Below are 17,205 nucleotides of genomic sequence, written 5' to 3'. Positions count from 1 at the left end.
GTAACAATGCCAAAACGTACCGACATAAAAAGCATTCTTATCTTAGGCGCAGGCCCGATTGTAATCGGTCAAGCTTGTGAATTTGACTACTCTGGTGCACAAGCGTGTAAAGCACTACGAGAAGAAGGCTATCGAGTTATTCTTGTAAACTCGAATCCTGCAACTATCATGACTGACCCTGAAATGGCTGATGCGACGTACATCGAACCAATTCACTGGGAAGTGGTAGAGAAAATCATTGAAAAAGAAAAGCCAGATGCAGTACTTCCTACTATGGGTGGTCAAACTGCATTAAACTGTGCACTTGATTTAGATAAGCACGGTGTATTGGCTAAACACGGCGTTGAGTTAATCGGTGCAACTGCTGATGCAATCGATAAAGCTGAAAACCGTGAGCGTTTTGACGCTGCAATGAAAAACATTGGTCTTGAGTGTCCGCGTGCAGAAATCGCTCACTCAATGGAAGAAGCACACGATGTACTAAGCCGCATAGGTTTCCCATGTATCATTCGTCCATCATTCACTATGGGGGGTACCGGTGGTGGTGTTGCATACAACCAAGAAGAATTTGATGAAATTTGTGAGCGTGGTTTAGATTTATCACCAACAAATGAGCTTCTAATCGATGAATCATTAATCGGTTGGAAAGAGTACGAAATGGAAGTTGTTCGTGACAAAAACGACAACTGTATCATCGTATGTTCTATCGAAAACTTTGACCCAATGGGTGTTCATACTGGTGACTCAATTACGGTTGCACCAGCGCAAACGCTAACAGACAAAGAATACCAAATCATGCGTAATGCATCGATGGCGGTACTTCGTGAAATCGGCGTTGAAACAGGTGGTTCAAACGTACAGTTTGGTGTGAATCCAGTCGATGGCCGTATGGTTATCATTGAGATGAACCCACGTGTATCGCGTTCATCTGCTCTAGCATCAAAAGCAACCGGTTTCCCAATTGCGAAAATCGCTGCAAAACTAGCAGTAGGTTACACCCTTGATGAGCTACAAAACGACATCACTGGCGGTAAAACACCAGCGTCTTTCGAGCCGTCAATTGACTACGTTGTGACTAAGATCCCACGTTTTAACTTCGAAAAATTCGCCGGTTCAAACGACCGTCTTACAACACAGATGAAGTCTGTGGGTGAAGTTATGGCGATTGGTCGTAACCAACAAGAGTCATTACATAAAGCATTACGTGGTCTTGAAGTAGGCGCAACGGGTTTTAACCCAATCGTTGCTCTTGATGACCCGAAAGCGAAAGAAAAAATCATCCGTGAATTACGTGAGCCAGGTGCAGAGCGTATTTGGTATGTAGCAGATGCAATGCGTCACGGTATGAGCGTAGAAGAAGTTTTCGAACTAACTAAGATTGACCCTTGGTACCTAGTGCAAATCGAAGACATCTTAAAAGACGAAGCAACAATCAGCGAAGTTGGTATGGCTGGTTTAAATGCTGAGTTCTTACGTAAGCTTAAGCGTAAAGGTTTCGCTGATGCGCGTATCGCAGAAATTGCTGGTGTCTCTGAAGCAGAAATTCGTAAAAAGCGTCACCAGTTAGATATCGTGCCTGTTTACAAGCGCGTTGATACCTGTGCTGCCGAATTTAGCTCAGACACAGCTTACATGTACTCAACATACGATGAAGAGTGTGAAGCGAACCCATCTGACAAAGATAAAATCATGGTAATCGGTGGTGGCCCTAACCGTATCGGTCAAGGTATTGAATTCGATTACTGCTGTGTTCACGCAGCATTAGCTTTACGTGAAGACGGCTACGAAACAATCATGGTTAACTGTAACCCTGAAACTGTTTCAACTGACTATGATACATCTGATCGCTTATTCTTCGAGCCAATCACGCTAGAAGACGTATTAGAAATCGTACGTGTTGAAAAGCCTAAAGGTGTTATCGTTCAGTACGGTGGTCAAACGCCGCTTAAACTTGCTCGTGCACTTGAAGCGAACGGTGTGCCAGTTATTGGTACTTCACCAGATGCTATCGACCGTGCAGAAGACCGTGAGCGTTTCCAACAATTAGTTGAGCGTTTAAACCTTCTTCAGCCAGAGAATGCAACAGTAACTTCAATGGAAGAAGCGATTGCAAAATCAGCTGAAATCGGTTTCCCACTTGTTGTACGTCCTTCATACGTACTAGGTGGCCGCGCGATGGAAGTGGTATATGATGAAGACGATTTACGTCGTTACATGACTGAAGCAGTATCAGCGTCAAATGAAGCGCCAGTACTACTTGACCATTTCTTAGATAACGCAATCGAAGTTGACGTTGATGCAATCTGTGACGGTGAGCAAGTAATCATCGGTGGTATCATGGAGCACATTGAGCAAGCAGGTGTTCACTCTGGTGACTCAGCATGTTCATTACCAGCGCACTCATTAACAGCTGAAGTTCAAGACGTGATGCGTAAGCAAGTGACTGATATGGCACTTGAGCTTGGCGTAGTAGGTCTAATGAATACACAGTTTGCTGTGAAAGACGGTAAAGTTTACTTAATCGAAGTAAACCCACGTGCTGCACGTACAGTACCGTTTGTTTCTAAAGCGACAGGTATCGCGCTTGCTAAAGTAGCGGCACGTTGTATGGCGGGTCAGTCGCTGGCGAGCCAAGGTATTACTAAAGAAGTAATTCCTCCTTACTACAGTGTTAAAGAAGTGGTATTGCCATTTGCTAAGTTCCAAGGTGTTGATCCAATCCGTGGCCCAGAAATGCGCTCAACGGGTGAGGTAATGGGTGTTGGTGAAACTTTCGCCGAAGCATTCGCTAAAGCACAATTAGGTGCAAGCAACACTTTACCACGCGGTGGTCGCGCGTTACTATCGGTACGCAACAGTGACAAGCCACGTATTGTTGAACTAGCTAAAACCATGACTGACCTTGGTTTTGAGTTAGATGCAACAGGTGGTACTGCTAAAGCCCTTGAAGAAGCAGGTATTGCAGTTCGTCGCGTGAACAAGGTATTCGAAGGCCGCCCTCATATTCTTGATAGAATTAAAAATGGTGAATACAGCTATATTGTAAACACTACTGAAGGTCGCCAAGCGATTGAAGATTCGAAGGTGTTACGTCGTGGTGCATTACAGCACAAGACAAACTACACAACGACACTGAACGCGGCATTTGCTAACTGTACTGCTAATCAAGCAGACGACCGTAGCAGTGTGACGTCAGTTCAGGAATTACACCAGCGAATGAACTAAGGAAATGTGCCAAGGGTGATACATTCACCCTTGGATTAAGTGAGAATAATATGCAATCAATTCCGATGACAGTTCGTGGTGCAGCATTACTGCGCGAAGAACTTAACGAATTAAAAACAGTTACACGCCCAAAAATTATTGCTGATATCGCTGAAGCGCGTGAACATGGTGATTTGAAAGAAAACGCTGAATACCATGCTGCTCGTGAGCAACAAGGTTTCTGCGAAGGCCGTATTCAAGAAATCGAAGCGAAGCTTTCAAATGTGCAAATCATCGATGTAACTAAAATGCCAAAAACTGGCAAGGTTATTTTTGGCACTACAGTGACTATCGTTAATGTTGAAACCGACGCTGAGGTGAAATACCAAATCGTAGGTGATGATGAGGCAGATATCAAAAATAACTTGATCTCTGTTAACTCGCCAATCGCACGAGGTTTAATTGGTAAAGAGGTAGACGATGCCGTTATCATTAAAACACCAAACGGTGAGGTAGAGTACGAAATCATTGAAGTTGAGTATATTTAATAGCTTAACCAAGCATTGATAAAAACCGCGGTTTACTACCGCGGTTTTTTTATGCCTGTTTACAGGCGTGGATTTATTCGGTACGTTGGCTATTATACAGTCGTAATGAAGGAGTAATAATGGCAAAAATTCAATATCCTAAACCGCTTGAGCAAGGTGATAAAATAGCCATATGTGCTTTTTCATCAGGTGTTGATAAAGTCTTTCATGAACGCTTAGACATAGTACTTAATGGCTTAACTGCCAAAGGTTTTACTGTTATTGAAGGTGCCTGTTTACGTCAGTCACACAATAGTGCAAAGCAACGTGCTGATGAGCTAATGCAGTATTTAACTGATGATTCAATAGCAGCCATTATGCCGCCATGGGGCGGTGATCTTACCATGGAAATTTTACCTCTTCTGGATTTCAATGCCATAAGTAAAGCAAGGCCTAAATGGTTGGTTGGCTTTTCAGATATCAGCACGTTTGCGTGTGCATTAACAACTCGTTGTGGCTGGGCAACCTTGCACGCTGCAAATTTAATGCAAATTCACCCTGACGATCCCGATGTTTATTTAGCAAATATATTCAGTGCCATGTCACTTGAAGAAAAACAGCAACTGCATCAAGTCGCGTCGCCTTTTTATCAGCAAAAGCCTATTGATTATAAAGCTAAGCCTGAGGCTCAATTTGACTATACCGCTCCAAGCCAATGGCGATGTATTAACTATAAAGATAAACGCCAAATTGAAGTGTCTGGACGCTTAATTGGCGGCTGTTTAGATACGTTAGGTCTGTTGTTACCCTCAAATTACTATGCATTGCATGAATTTAAAAAGCAGTATGCGCCTGAGGGATTAATTTTATACCTAGAAAATGCAGAGCTTAGTCCGATGGCTCTTGCACGTTGTTTGTTATCGTTAAAGTTGAATGATGTTTTTACTGATGTAAATGCGGTGGTATTTGGCCGCAGCCCTGCAATTAATAACGACTGCTACTTTGATGAATACCAAGCAATAGAGCTCGCATTTAAAGGTAATTTATTCCCAGTTATTGTTGATGCCGACATTGGCCACGTAGCCCCTAATTTAGCATTAATTAATGGTGCTGTTGCCACAATAACAGCAGATTTGTGTGAAGGTATGGCGAGTAATGTGGTTGTGAAGACTGACCTAAAATAACAATTATGCAGGCAAAGCCTGCATAATCTTTAGGCTTTAAACTACAGTAATCACCGCATCTTTATCTAAACGCGATTTTGGTAATGCAGCATTATAATCTTGCTCTGGCTCGTGATAACCAATAGCGAGTGCCACTTCACATACATAACCATCTAACTCATCAGCAAAAAGCTCACCAAGTAAGTCTTTATCTACGCCTTCCATTGGGGTTGAATCTATACCTAAACGAGCGACAGTATGCATGGTATTACCTAAAGCAATGTAAGTTTGAGCTTTTGTCCAATGTGCGTTAACTCCTTGCTCATCAGTATTTAAATCAACGAAAGCGAATGCGCCAAATGCTTGCTCTTTGTTTTCTGCTTTTGTACGACCATTGGCAATATCAGCATCGATTACCTTTTCATAATCAGCACGTTTATAGCTTGGGTTATAAGCAAATAAAATGGTGTGTGATGCTGTTTTAGCATGTAGTTGGTTAAACTGAAACTTATTTGCAAAACTATCATGCAAACGTTGCTTAGCTTGATCTGATTCGATGACTACAAATTTCCAAGGTTGAGAATTAATAGACGATGGCGATAAGCGTAATGCTTCTAAAATTACAGCTAAGTCTGCTTGGCTAATGTGCTTTGAAGCGTCGTAACGTTTACTTGTGTAACGGCGTTGTAAGTCAGAAATAATAGGGTGTGTCATGATTTGCTCCCGCATGTATAACAATTAGGTGCAGTTTACGCCTTGCATACTTTGCGATAAAGCGCATAATCGAATAAACATTATCAAAAAATTTTAGTTAATATGCTGGTTGAAGATCTCAAATTAATCCTCAAGGTTGCTGAGTTTCGCAGTATTACAACCGCAGCAGCAAAGTTAGACATGCGAGCCGCTACCGCCAGTGCGGCAATTAAACGTGTTGAAGCAGCGCTGGGTGCTGAGTTATTTGTTCGTACAACTCGTCATTTGCGCTTATCTGCGGCTGGGGAGCGCTTTTTACCTCAGTGTCAGCAAGCAGTGCTCATGCTTGAGCAAGCGACACTTGCTTTAAAAGGTGAGCATGATGAAATCGAAGGGGAGCTAAGAGTCGCACTATCGTCAGATTTAGGCCGCAATATTATTATTCCTTGGTTAGATGAGTTACTCGATGAATATCCAAAGTTGAGTATGCGCCCGCATATTAGCGATAGTAATGTCGACTTTTACCGAGACTCCGTTGATTTCGCACTTAGGTATGGCTCGCCATCTGATTCAAACTTATATGGTTTTAAAATTTGTAATGTGCCACGACTGTTATGTGCGACCCCAGAGTACATTGCCGAATATGGCGCGCCAACACATCCTGATGAATTAACCCAGCATCAAGGTTTATTTTATCAACTTCAAGATATCATTAATAATGTCTGGGATTTTACCGATGGAACCGAACGTTTTAAGGTAAAAATGCAAGGCCGCCGAGCATCTAACGATGGTGACTTGGTAAGGCGTTGGTGTGTGGCTGGTAAAGGCCTTGCGGTTAAATCATGTATTGATATCAGTGATGATTTGCTAAGTGGGCGGGTAGTGCCAGTAATGCAAAATTACCCTCACTTATGTGCAGAGCTTTGGCTAATATGCCCAAGCCGTCAGTCAATAACACCCGCAGTTCGTTTAGTTCGTGATATATGCCGAGAAAAAACCAAGGCGATTCTCAATCAACTGATTGAAAAAGGGATTTTAGATAAGCGGGTACTCGATAACTAATTATTTTAGGTATAGAGTAGCTGAGCTTGTTTATTGTAATTTCTCAATTGCTTGTTTGGCACTTTCACTGTCAGGGTTTAGTTTTAACGCACTTTTGTAACTTGCTAATGCCTTTTGTTTATCACCGGCAGCTAAATATGCTTCACCTAAACTGTCAAACGTATTTGCGGACTCTGGATAAGATTGGTTGTTGAGTTCAAACACTGTTATTGCGGCGTCTAGCTCACCCATCTGCATTAATTCATAGCCAAAGTAGTTTAGCGACCTTTCTCTTGGCGTATTATCATCACTCACCATTTGCTGATAGGTTTTCTTTAACCCTGCAATACCTTCATGTTTAAATGCGTTATAAAGTTTACTATCTGCATGCTCTGTCGCTTTTTCGTAGGGTTTGCCATAGTAGATTGCAAGTAAGCCATTAGTCATGGGAGTGAGTGGCGCACCACCGGTGTTATTTAAAATGATAACCAGTAATTTGTCTTCGATTATCCTACTTATAAATGCATTAAAACCATTGATGCCACCACCATGTTGAATACGTGTTAGGGCTTTTCCATAGGTGCTTTTATCAAGATTTGTTACTTCCCATCCAAGCGCATAATTTCTTTGCTCAGAAACTTGATACATCTGCCTCTTATACTCTTTGTTCAATAACTTATCCGAGTAAAGAGCTTGATCCCATTTTAGTAAATCTCGTGCTGTTGAATACATAGACCCAGCAGCATACGGGATAGACATATCTAAATAATCAGTATTGCTATAGCCTGCTAGGCCGTTGTCGTAACCCGATACGCGAAATTTAATGATTTTATTGTGAGAATCATAGCCTGTATCCTTCATATCGAGTGGATCTAAAATGTTCTTCTGTAATACGTCTTGATATTTTTGACCTGTTACCTTTTCGATTACCGCCCCTAAAATAAAGTAGCCAGAATTGCTATAACGAAATTCAGTGCCAGGCTCGAACACTAGATCATCACTACATAGCAAGCGAATAAATTCATCAACACTGTAGGGGTTTCGGCTGTACTCATCACGAAACGATTTTGCTTGAGTATAATTACCAAGACCAGAGGTATGATTAAGTATTTGGCGAAGAGTAATTTTAGTGGCTATATCATGTCTGTAGTCAGGTAGGTATTTTGCAAGGTGATCATCGAGTTTAAGTTTACCATCTTGTGCTAATTGCAGAATTAACATAGCGGTAAATTGTTTGGTAATTGAACCAACTCTAAATTTACTTTTATCACTATGCTTTATATCCCATTCAAAGTTGGCATAGCCAAAGCTTTGTTCAAACAGTACTTTTCCATCTTTTGCGACTAATACATTACCATTAAACTGCTTGTAGTCATGAAAGCCTTGGATAAAATCAGCCATCTCTTCCTGCTTGTTTTGGCTGTGTGCAATGCTTGAAGTTGCGAGTAAATAAAAAACTACAAGCAACCTTAATTTCTTACAGAATATGTTCATTACTGTCCTTGTTATTTGTTGGTTACATTAACCTATGTAAAACCTCATTGCGCATGGCTTGATTGATAAGGCTTACCATTCTGGTGTGGTCTAAATTACTGTAATGCACTACAGATACACTCCCATTTTGAAGTGCTTGCCAATAACCAGCGGGGCTTATTGGATCTCCGTTGCTGAGATAGTGTGTTGTTCTAACTGATGGTTGTGTGTAATTGAGTAGGGTGATTAAATTTCTTCAATACCACTGTCTCAAATCACCTCTTCACAGTGATTTTCCCTTCCTCACAATAACTTAGCAATCAAGCAGCAGTAATGCAATTGGATAATATATAAACAAGGATTATATGAAGATTGTATTACCACCTAGCGGTAAATCCTCGATTATCTATGTGAACAAAACCACCGTGGTGAGAGGCGGGTTTATAGCGACCGATACCGCCGTTATAGCGGCTCTGTTTTTGAAATTTTTCGAACACTTTATAAAGTACATCAACATCAGCAATCGTTAGTTTTCCATCGCCATTTAAGTCGTCCATTCGGCCATCGCCATTCTCATCTATATATAAGTCAAAGGCATCACCATATTGGTGTCGGCTGTGTTTGCCATTACCAATAGAGCGGTTGTAGTGGGGAGTTCGATAGCCACTAATAAAGGCAAATTTGCTGACTTTAATCCCTTCACTTTGTACAAACGTGAGTAACTCTTCGAGCATCATCAAGCCGTCGTTATTTATATATAAATATTTTGGAAAGCTACTCACTTGCTTACAAATTACATTTTTAATTTGTACATGAGGAGTAAGCTGACGTGATAAGTCTTTTTCAAAAATTTCGATAAATCCGTTTGGCGCAGTGTACTGTGGGTAATTCTTATAAGGGGCAGGGTATAGCCCTATTTGGTAATTATTCAATTGTTTATTGCCTGAATTGAAAGGTTTTTTCACGATAATGAGCAAGTGTTTAGTGACTTTACCATTACTCAGTACTAGGTTGTAGAAACCCGCATTGTTGGGCGCATTTATGGCAATGCTGGTTGGTCCTAGTCGTGCTGTTTCAACATCTGAAACAGCAGTAGGAGTAAAATCAGCCGTGTTATCAAGAGTCAGAACTTGGTTTGCATCTAAAATTAAACTATGTAACGTGTCACTTAGCTCAATGGCTAGAGTCCGCTGGGCATTGATAACGAAAAATAGATAAAAAATAACACGGCTTAATTTCATAATTTTCCTTAAATTGAATTATTAGCTAATGGCGTAGTTAACTTTTTTAATAGTTCTGCATCGCGGTTATAAACATCGCTATAAAAATGAAGACCTTCCTGATCGTTCCCTGAGACAGTCCAGTACATTAATAGCACGTCTAATGGTTTAGATAAGCTAACTTTTTTAGTTTCTTTTGCGGCAATAGTGTCATCAATGTCACTGCGAGACCAATTATCTGAGGTTCCTAAGATTTTTTCAGCTAAGGTGAAAGGATCATCGACTCTTACACAACCGTGACTAAATGCACGTTGGTCTTGCTGAAATAGGCTTTTTGCTGGTGTATCGTGCAAATAAATTGAGTATTTATTGGGAAACATAAATTTAATTTGGCCTAGCGAGTTATTCTCTGATGGTTGTTGTACAAACCAGTACGGAAAGTTCTTCCGGCTTGCATTTGCCCAATCAATACTCTCACTATCAACTGGGTTACGACGGCTATCAACCACAACAAAGTCTTTTTCATTTAGGTAGTTAGGATTTTCTTTCATTTTTTTGATAATGCCACCTGAAATACTGCGTGGAACAGTCCAAGTTGGGTTCATCACGATATAACTCATTTGACCTTTAAAAATAGGCGTTTTTGTGTAATTTCGACCTACTACTACGTTGGTTTGCCATTTAAGCTTGTTATCTTCAAATAAATACAACTTATAACCAGCTATATTTACGATCAAAAAACGTTCTGTGAGCGTATTATCAACCCAGCGAATGCGTTCTAAATTAACTAAAATATCATTCACATATTCGCTGTAGTCTTTATTGAGAAGTTTTAAAGTTGCACCGCCAATAATACCATCGTCATCAACTTGATGAGCGTATTGAAATTTTTTGACAGCATCAACAAGTTCATCATCATACTCGTGAGCATCTGATAGGTTACCAGTATAATAATTTAAGCGATGTAGTTTTTGTTTTAAGAGCGGCACTGCTGGGTCTGTTTGACCCGGTTTAAGTGCTTTACTTTGCAAGGAAATTGCAGGTAGCTCACCTTTTGCATCAAGCTCTCGGTAAAATACTAGCGCTTTCTTTAACCTTTGATAATGGGGTAATACGGGCTTAAGGTTGTTTAATCCTTTATCAAGACTCTTAGATTTTACATGTTTGAGTAAAGAAGCTGCTGCAGCATCAGGGCTGACATCAAATTGTTCATAGTTCCATGTAGATGCTAGCTGTTTTGGGTTAACTTTACCGCGGATCAAATGTTTCGCATAGGTCATAATTGCGTCAGTCATTAGTACGTCAAACTGTGCCTCGGCTGCATCAGTGCCACGTTTATCTACTTCATCTATAAGTGCCAGTAATGTATCAAAGTGATAATCGTTGGGTGAAAGACCTTCAAGTTCTGACTGTGCGACTAAGTTGAGTACTTGCTTTGCATATTTAATGTCAGCCCAAACTTGCTCAAAGCCATTTGCCTTGTATGTGGCAATGGTCATTTCAGGGGAGTGGATCTGCTGTTCTTCAATGGTGTGTGATTCACCAATGAGAATAGGTTCAAGCTGTTGTTGCAAGTATTGGTTTTCGGCTAATACAGGTGTGCCTAATAAAAAACAACTAACCAAAGCCGTTTGACGAAAAAATTTCATAGCTATGTCCTTATAACGTATTAGGTTTGAGCCAGAGACTCATTTATTAAATGCTAATTTAAGCTTAGCAAAGCAATACAAAATATAGGAACAAATTTACTTATTTTTTAGTAATAGTAATCCGTATTAATATTAAAAACAGAACACTTTACCTAGTGAGTAGATATATTACCAAGCAGTAATTCTTAGTCATTTTGATGAATTAAATCTATCGTTAAAAATTACTTATTACGACAGCATGAATACCAGAGCAATAGCAATGCAAGAACAACTCAATAACAAAGTTTTTGCTTTGTAATCAACGAGGTTTTATTGTTTCAAAATAGACCTGTTAATTAAGTGAATAGATATAAAAACGCTTGGCAAACTACTTTGCCAAGCGTTAGGTTGGGATAGTGGAATATTATTAGTTACTACTTGTCTGTAACTCAGATTCAGTTGGTGTTTTTTTACCTTTCAGCTTACTTATTAGGCGTTTAAAGTCCTCAAGTGCAACGTACTGACATGGAATTAATATCAGTGTAATAACGGTCGCAAATAACACACCAAAAGCAAGTGAAACGGCCATTGGAATAACTATTTTAGCCTGTAAGCTTGTTTCCATAATGATTGGTAATACACCAATGAATGTGGTGATTGAGGTTAATAAAATAGCTCTAAAACGTCGGCCACCAGCCTGCATCACAGCCTCTTTAATTGCTACACCTTCAGCGCGGGCTTTATTAACAAAGTCGACCATTACTAGCGAGTCATTCACTACAACCCCGGCAACTGCGATGATACCGAATACCGATAGGCTACTCATCGTCATACCTAAGATCATGTGACCGAACATCGCACCAATTACGCCAAATGGAATAACCGACATAATAATGAATGGTTGCGAGTATGAGCGTAGTGGAATAGCAAGTAACGCAAAGATAATCATCATTGATAAAGCAAAATCACGTACTTGCTCTGCGACACTGTCCATTTCTTCTTGAATACGGCCAGCTACATTACTTTCTACACCTGGGTAACTTTTCAATAGGCTAGGTAAGTAGTCGTCACGAATTTCTTTAGCAATGGCAAACGGCTCTGCTTGGTCAGTATTTACCGCAGCCCATACGTTTACGGTACGTTTAGCATTTTCACGGCGAATGCGGTTTACGCCATCAACAATATTAACCTTAGCGACTTCAGCAAGCGGCACTTCCACGCCAGTGGGTGTAATGATACGTGCATCTGTAATGTCACTTACTGCATCACGAGATTCACGAGGGTAGCGGATCATTACTTTAATTTCTTCACCATCACGTAAAATACGTTGTGCTTCAAGGCCGTAGTAACTAAAGCTGACTTGTGATGCCACATCCGAAAGCGTTAAGCCTAAGCTGTAAGCAAGCGGTTTAAGTTCAAGTTGTACTTCATCGGTTGCTGATTGTAGTGAGTCATTAACATCACCCACACCTTCCATGCTATTTAATTTCTCTTTTAACTTAGCCGCAACCTCTTTTAGCTTGTTGATATCTTTGCCTTCAAGGCGGAAGCTCACATCGCCGTCATCACGACCTCCGTTCATGATACTATCTTCAATATTAAGTGTTTTCACCCCCGGTAATGGTGGCATTTGTTCGCGCCACATAGCACTTAATTGGAATGTATCAATAGGGCGTAAATCGGGTTCAACTAAAATTGCCATGATACGAGCACTTGTACGACCGCGTAAACTAACCGATAAGTCGCGGATCATTGCTTGACCATATTGCTCTTCAAGTTGTTTATCGACATCTAAAATCAGCTTTTCAATTGTTTGTGCTGTCTCAAGAGTTGCTTGCTCAGATGACGATAAGTTCATTTCAACAGAGATACGAGGGAAATCATGCGGAATTTTAGGGTTCGCAACAAATTTCACTAAACCACCCGCAAACATACCGCCACTGACAATAAGTACACAGATAAAACCAACAATCACTGTGTAGCGATAGTGAATACAGCGACCAATAAATGGAGTGTAGTAATTATCAACAAAGTTTTTCAGGCCTTTATCCATACCTAAGCGTAAACGGTGTAACGGGTTTTTAGGATTCGCAGGTTTATTTTTCATAGCCGCTAAGTGAGCCGGTAAAATTAGTTTTGACTCAATCAATGAGAAAATTAAGCAAAGGATAATTACACCACCAATGGCTTTAGAAAACGCAGAGCCAGGGCCTGATGCCAATGTTTGCGGTAAGAATGCGGCAATTGTGGTTAACACCCCAAAGGTTGCTGGAATAGCAACGCGTTTTACGCCGCGTACTACGTTATCGAGGCTGTGACCGTGTTTTTCAATTTCAGCACTGGCTGACTCACCAACCACGATGGCGTCATCAACCACAATCCCCAGCACCAGTATAAATGCGAATAAAGAAGCTAAGTTAACTGTGATGTCTATAAAGCCCAGAGGCATCATTAAAAATGCACCTAGGAATGACACAGGTAAACCCATCATGACCCAAAATGCTAAGCGCAGTGGCAAGAATAGGGCAAGTACCACCATTACTAAAATACCACCCCACACCATGTTGTCGATCATCATGTTTAGACGACCTTCAAGGTAGTAAGTTAAATCAACAATCGGTGATAGTTTTACACCAGCAGGAAGCTGTGGCGCTTTATCTGCTAGGTATTTTTTTAATACCGCAGCAACTTTAGTGATGTCTTGATCTTTTGATGCATTTACTTCAAAAGTCAGTGAATTTTTACCGTTGTACTTAGAGTATTGTAAGCCTTCTTCAAAGCCATCGTTAATTGTTGCTACATCACCTAATAACACCTGTGCGCCATCAGGTAGGTGTAATAAAGGCAGATTTTCGAACTCTTTACCACGATATGCTTGGTTTTCAACACGCATTGAAATGTAGCCATTTTCAGAGCGAATTTGACCCGCTGACATATTGGCAGAGAAGCTACGCACGGCTGTGGCAATATCACGGAAAGTTAAACCATACTCACGTAGTTTATCTGGGCTGATTTCAATGCCAATTTCGTAGTTTAAGCCACTGTAAAAGTTGACCAAGTTTATTTGTGGTAAAGCTTGTAGCTCATCTTTTATGTCGTTACCAAGCTCTTTGAGCTGGTAGTTACTCATATCGCCATACAAAGCGAGTATCATGACTTCTTGCTCAAACTTTTCGCGGCGAACAATAGGGCGTTCCATCTCAGCAGGGAAGGTATTGATTGAATCAACCTGCATCTTGATTTCGTCGAGTACTTCTTGCGGGTCGTATTTTTCTTCGATTTCTATCCAAGCTTGTGAAAAGCCACGGTTTGAATAAGTAATTAAACGTTTAATGCCTTCGAGGCCCTCTAAAGACTCTTCGACCTTAATGGTTATACCTTCTTCTACCTCTTGTGGCGCAGCCCCAGGGTAAACAGCTTGAATACTGATCCAGTTACTTTCAAACTGTGGGAACATTTGTTTACGCACCGACATTGCTGTCAATAAGCCGCCCACTAAAATGAAGATCATAAGTAGGTTTGCAGCAACTGGGTTGCGAGCAAACCAGGCAATAAGCCCTTTTTCTCTGTGCGTGGTCATGGCTTATTCCTCTTTTAACGCTAACTGCGTTGTTGGCACACTTAGTTTTGCATTATCTAGCTTGACTGCCATGCCTTCAGTTGGGTATTCAAGAGCAGAGGTAATAAGTTGTTCACCATTAGCAAGGCCATTATCGGCGATTACCATGCCATTTTGTTCGCGCACTATGTTAAGTGTTTTAAAAGTAAGGGTTTCGCCATCTTGTAAAACGGCTACTTTATTGTCTTTAACTAAGTGATGCGGAACAACAATTGCGTTGTCTAATGCATGGCCTTCAATGGTGGCATTAATGTACGAGCCAAAACGCAGAGGTTGCTTTTGCTCATAAGGCGTTGCTACTTGTGCTACTAGGTAATTCATACGGCTGCGTTGGTCAACAACCCCTTCGCTACGAACAATAGTCGCTTGCCACGTTGTTTGTTTACCTGCAAATTCAGCGTTAATTGATACGTTAGCACCAATACCTTGATTGTTTAGGTATTGTAGGTCTTTATCTGCAACAGGTAAGCGAATTTCAGCCAGTGATGTTGAGCTTAGGCTACCAAAGCTATTGCCTGGGTTTACTACACTGCCTAAACTAATTAGTCGCTCGTCAATAATCGCATCGTATGGCGCTTTAATGTAAGTGCGCTCAAGGTTGCGTTTGGCGCGTTTAACACTGGCTTGTGCTGCACGGTAGTTTGCAAGTTTTTCCGCAAGTTGAGGTTTACGTAAATAAAGCTCAGAAGGGATAACTTGGTTTGAGTCACCTTTGATGCGGTCCCACTCAGCTTGTGCAACAGAGACTTGTGCGCGTTCAATTTCAAGAGCAGAGCTTGCTTGCGCTAGACCTGCTTCTGCCTCAATGAGTGCAGCTTCGTAATCATTTGGGTCAATACGTGCTAGAATATCGCCTTGCTTAACAAATCCGCCTTGTACAAACTGTTCAGACAGCGAGACAACCTGGCCACTCACTTGTGCAACTAGGTCTGTGTGGTTTTTTGGTTTGACAATGCCGTATGATTTTACATCGAGTGTTACAGCATCAAAACTTAAAGGTTTAATTGATACAAGCGGACGCGTATCTTGTTCTGGTTTTTCTGCTGGCGGCTGCTTCATTGAAGCAAATGCGAATGCCATTCCTAGTCCGCCGACTAATACGGCGATTGGGAGAATGATTTGTTTTTTACTAGCCACGGGATAGTCCCTCACGGTTGACGGTAATTAAAAATAAATTTGATAGGCTAAGCATACGCAATAAAGTGTTTACAAGGCGTTCGAAGATGTAACAAACCATTACACATATTACAAAGGCGCTACAAAGGTTCTATAAGAGGTACTCAATGACAGATAAAATGGCATGTAGATTAGGCTGTGGCGCCTGTTGTATTGCACCCAGTATTAGCTCTCCAATTCCTGGGATGCCCAACGGGAAAGCGGCGGGAGAGCGCTGTATTCAACTTGATGATAATAATCTATGTAAATTATTTGGCGATGAATCAAGGCCTAAGGTGTGTAGTGACTTTTCTGCCACTATTGATGTGTGTGGCACCACTAACGAACAAGCACTTTATTTAATTACTGAACTTGAGCAGATGACTTAGTTTTGCTTAAAGTTTTGTAAAATCGCTGTCTAATTAAAAAGTTGTGCTTTACTAGTTAACAATTCTATTTGCATAAAAGGATTTTTAGATGTCAGCGATTGAAATTATTTTACTCGTTATTTTTCTTATTTTCCCCGTTATAGATTTAGTATTAGAAAAATATAAATCGAATAATAAAAACTTTGAATATTGTAAGACATCAGCTGTACTGTGGTGCCTGACTGGATTGCTAATTTTCTTATATTATCAAGGTGAGCTCCCAGTAACTCCTCCAATCATTTTGCCGAGCACTATATGGAAGACTGTAATTGCAGGCACACTTATTTTTTTATTTATTTTCTATATGATTTATGTGATGTACACAATTGTACAAAGTGAAAAGATAAGGAATGAAATTGTAACTTCTTTACAGCATAGCAGCGACAATCTTAATGATTTAATGCCGAAGTCTCGTTCAGAACTTTTTATGTTCACCTTTGTTGTTTCAGTGACTGTGGGCGTCTGTGAAGAACTTATTTTCCGTTGGTATCTATTAAGCGTTATTGAATTACACAGCTATTGGATCACAGCAGCTATTGGAAGCAGTCTCGTTTTTGGATTATGGCATGTTTACTTAGGCTGGCAGCATGTAATTAAAACAGCATTAATAGGCTTAGTATTTTGTGGTTTATACCTTTATTTTGAAAGTATTATCTTAGTTATTTTGATTCATATATTGATGGATGTGTATTCAGGACTAGCCGCTTACTTATCTAGGAAGGAGTCACCAAGGAGTGCTGGTTAAACAGCGAGTATAGGTAGCGCTAAGAGTATATTGTTCGCCACCGACGGGAGAAAGGGTTTCTAAATAAATAAATAAATTATAATTGCTCTTTCATCTTTATGAGTTTAACGTTAAAAAATGACATTAGTTTAAAGGATTAAATAATGGTCAATTGTATTTCAGCTTTTCTATGCTTTACCTGTTCGCGAATTCAAGTCCGAAGTGCACCACTCGCTAAATTAGGCTGCTTTGCGTAATTCATCGAATATTACCGCTGGTTGCCTAAACCCTAGACATTTTCTCGGCCTCGCATTGAGCGCCTTTTCTATG

General features: G+C 40.5%; 12 protein-coding genes. 6 read left to right on the top strand and 6 right to left on the bottom strand.

Annotated elements, in window-relative coordinates; genetic code table 11:
* The first annotated feature begins 6 nt into the window (after positions 1-6).
* The 3 genes from carB (at position 7) to NH454_RS19885 (ending at position 4,915) form a co-directional block, all read left to right on the top strand.
* Positions 7-3,225 carry a carbamoyl-phosphate synthase large subunit gene (gene carB / locus NH454_RS19895; RefSeq protein WP_135924256.1) on the top strand — a complete coding sequence of 1,073 codons (3,219 nt, stop codon included), beginning with the start codon at positions 7-9 and terminating at the stop codon, positions 3,223-3,225.
* A gap of 50 nt (positions 3,226-3,275) precedes the next feature.
* The gene (gene greA, locus NH454_RS19890; protein WP_135924257.1) at positions 3,276-3,752 is read left to right on the top strand and encodes a transcription elongation factor GreA; all 477 of its coding nucleotides are present in this window, start codon (positions 3,276-3,278) and stop codon (positions 3,750-3,752) included.
* Between the two features lie 119 nt (positions 3,753-3,871).
* Positions 3,872-4,915 (top strand): S66 peptidase family protein, encoded by a 1,044-nt coding sequence (locus tag NH454_RS19885; RefSeq protein ID WP_130167101.1) that lies wholly within the window; start codon positions 3,872-3,874, stop codon positions 4,913-4,915.
* A gap of 36 nt (positions 4,916-4,951) precedes the next feature.
* On the opposite strand, the gene NH454_RS19880 is transcribed toward NH454_RS19885, so the two are convergent.
* Positions 4,952-5,608: a nitroreductase family protein gene (locus NH454_RS19880; RefSeq protein WP_235382330.1), complete on the bottom strand. Its 657-nt coding sequence runs from the start codon at positions 5,606-5,608 to the stop codon at positions 4,952-4,954.
* 102 nt (positions 5,609-5,710) lie between these two features.
* Between NH454_RS19880 and NH454_RS19875 the strand changes: the two genes are divergently transcribed.
* Complete coding sequence (locus NH454_RS19875) at positions 5,711-6,649, top strand: LysR family transcriptional regulator (RefSeq protein WP_138557653.1); 939 nt, start codon at positions 5,711-5,713, stop codon at positions 6,647-6,649.
* 30 nt (positions 6,650-6,679) lie between these two features.
* On the opposite strand, the gene NH454_RS19870 is transcribed toward NH454_RS19875, so the two are convergent.
* The 5 genes from NH454_RS19870 to NH454_RS19850 form a co-directional block, all read right to left on the bottom strand.
* Positions 6,680-8,029, bottom strand: a complete 1,350-nt coding sequence (locus NH454_RS19870; protein WP_235382331.1) for a serine hydrolase — start codon at positions 8,027-8,029, stop codon at positions 6,680-6,682.
* A 449-nt stretch (positions 8,030-8,478) separates the two neighbouring features.
* Positions 8,479-9,342 carry a D-Ala-D-Ala carboxypeptidase family metallohydrolase gene (locus tag NH454_RS19865; RefSeq protein WP_235382332.1) on the bottom strand — a complete coding sequence of 288 codons (864 nt, stop codon included), beginning with the start codon at positions 9,340-9,342 and terminating at the stop codon, positions 8,479-8,481.
* 8 nt (positions 9,343-9,350) lie between these two features.
* Entirely contained in the window at positions 9,351-10,970 is a 1,620-nt protein-coding gene (locus tag NH454_RS19860) for a L,D-transpeptidase family protein (RefSeq protein WP_235382333.1), read from the bottom strand.
* A gap of 406 nt (positions 10,971-11,376) precedes the next feature.
* Positions 11,377-14,529: an efflux RND transporter permease subunit gene (locus NH454_RS19855; protein ID WP_138557649.1), complete on the bottom strand. Its 3,153-nt coding sequence runs from the start codon at positions 14,527-14,529 to the stop codon at positions 11,377-11,379.
* Between the two features lie 3 nt (positions 14,530-14,532).
* Positions 14,533-15,705: an efflux RND transporter periplasmic adaptor subunit gene (locus NH454_RS19850; RefSeq protein ID WP_235382334.1), complete on the bottom strand. Its 1,173-nt coding sequence runs from the start codon at positions 15,703-15,705 to the stop codon at positions 14,533-14,535.
* Positions 15,706-15,863: 158 nt separating this feature from the next.
* Here NH454_RS19850 and NH454_RS19845 point away from each other — a divergent pair, with 158 nt between their 5' ends.
* Positions 15,864-16,112 carry a YkgJ family cysteine cluster protein gene (locus NH454_RS19845; RefSeq protein ID WP_054562006.1) on the top strand — a complete coding sequence of 83 codons (249 nt, stop codon included), beginning with the start codon at positions 15,864-15,866 and terminating at the stop codon, positions 16,110-16,112.
* Positions 16,113-16,200: 88 nt separating this feature from the next.
* Positions 16,201-16,896, top strand: coding sequence for a type II CAAX endopeptidase family protein (locus NH454_RS19840; protein ID WP_235382335.1), 696 nt, complete (start codon positions 16,201-16,203; stop codon positions 16,894-16,896).
* The last annotated feature ends 309 nt before the right edge of the window (positions 16,897-17,205 follow it).

It is taken from the genome of Pseudoalteromonas sp. Ps84H-4 (genome assembly GCF_024124645.1).
GTDB classification, from domain to species: Bacteria; Pseudomonadota; Gammaproteobacteria; order Enterobacterales; family Alteromonadaceae; genus Pseudoalteromonas; species Pseudoalteromonas lipolytica_C.
The sequence above is the reverse complement of the archived record's forward strand: the minus strand, read 5'-3'. Positions and strand labels throughout refer to the sequence as shown.

What these genes read in the sequence shown, in the direction of transcription:
- NH454_RS19880 (WP_235382330.1), bottom strand. Translation starts at nt 5,608, where the DNA reads ATGACACACCCTATTATTTCTGACTTACAACGCCGTTACACAAGTAAA.
- greA (WP_135924257.1), top strand. Translation starts at nt 3,276, where the DNA reads ATGCAATCAATTCCGATGACAGTTCGTGGTGCAGCATTACTGCGCGAA.
- carB (WP_135924256.1), top strand. Translation starts at nt 7, where the DNA reads ATGCCAAAACGTACCGACATAAAAAGCATTCTTATCTTAGGCGCAGGC.
- NH454_RS19855 (WP_138557649.1), bottom strand. Translation starts at nt 14,529, where the DNA reads ATGACCACGCACAGAGAAAAAGGGCTTATTGCCTGGTTTGCTCGCAAC.
- NH454_RS19860 (WP_235382333.1), bottom strand. Translation starts at nt 10,970, where the DNA reads ATGAAATTTTTTCGTCAAACGGCTTTGGTTAGTTGTTTTTTATTAGGC.
- NH454_RS19840 (WP_235382335.1), top strand. Translation starts at nt 16,201, where the DNA reads ATGTCAGCGATTGAAATTATTTTACTCGTTATTTTTCTTATTTTCCCC.
- NH454_RS19845 (WP_054562006.1), top strand. Translation starts at nt 15,864, where the DNA reads ATGGCATGTAGATTAGGCTGTGGCGCCTGTTGTATTGCACCCAGTATT.
- NH454_RS19885 (WP_130167101.1), top strand. Translation starts at nt 3,872, where the DNA reads ATGGCAAAAATTCAATATCCTAAACCGCTTGAGCAAGGTGATAAAATA.
- NH454_RS19870 (WP_235382331.1), bottom strand. Translation starts at nt 8,029, where the DNA reads ATGGCTGATTTTATCCAAGGCTTTCATGACTACAAGCAGTTTAATGGT.
- NH454_RS19875 (WP_138557653.1), top strand. Translation starts at nt 5,711, where the DNA reads ATGCTGGTTGAAGATCTCAAATTAATCCTCAAGGTTGCTGAGTTTCGC.
- NH454_RS19865 (WP_235382332.1), bottom strand. Translation starts at nt 9,342, where the DNA reads ATGAAATTAAGCCGTGTTATTTTTTATCTATTTTTCGTTATCAATGCC.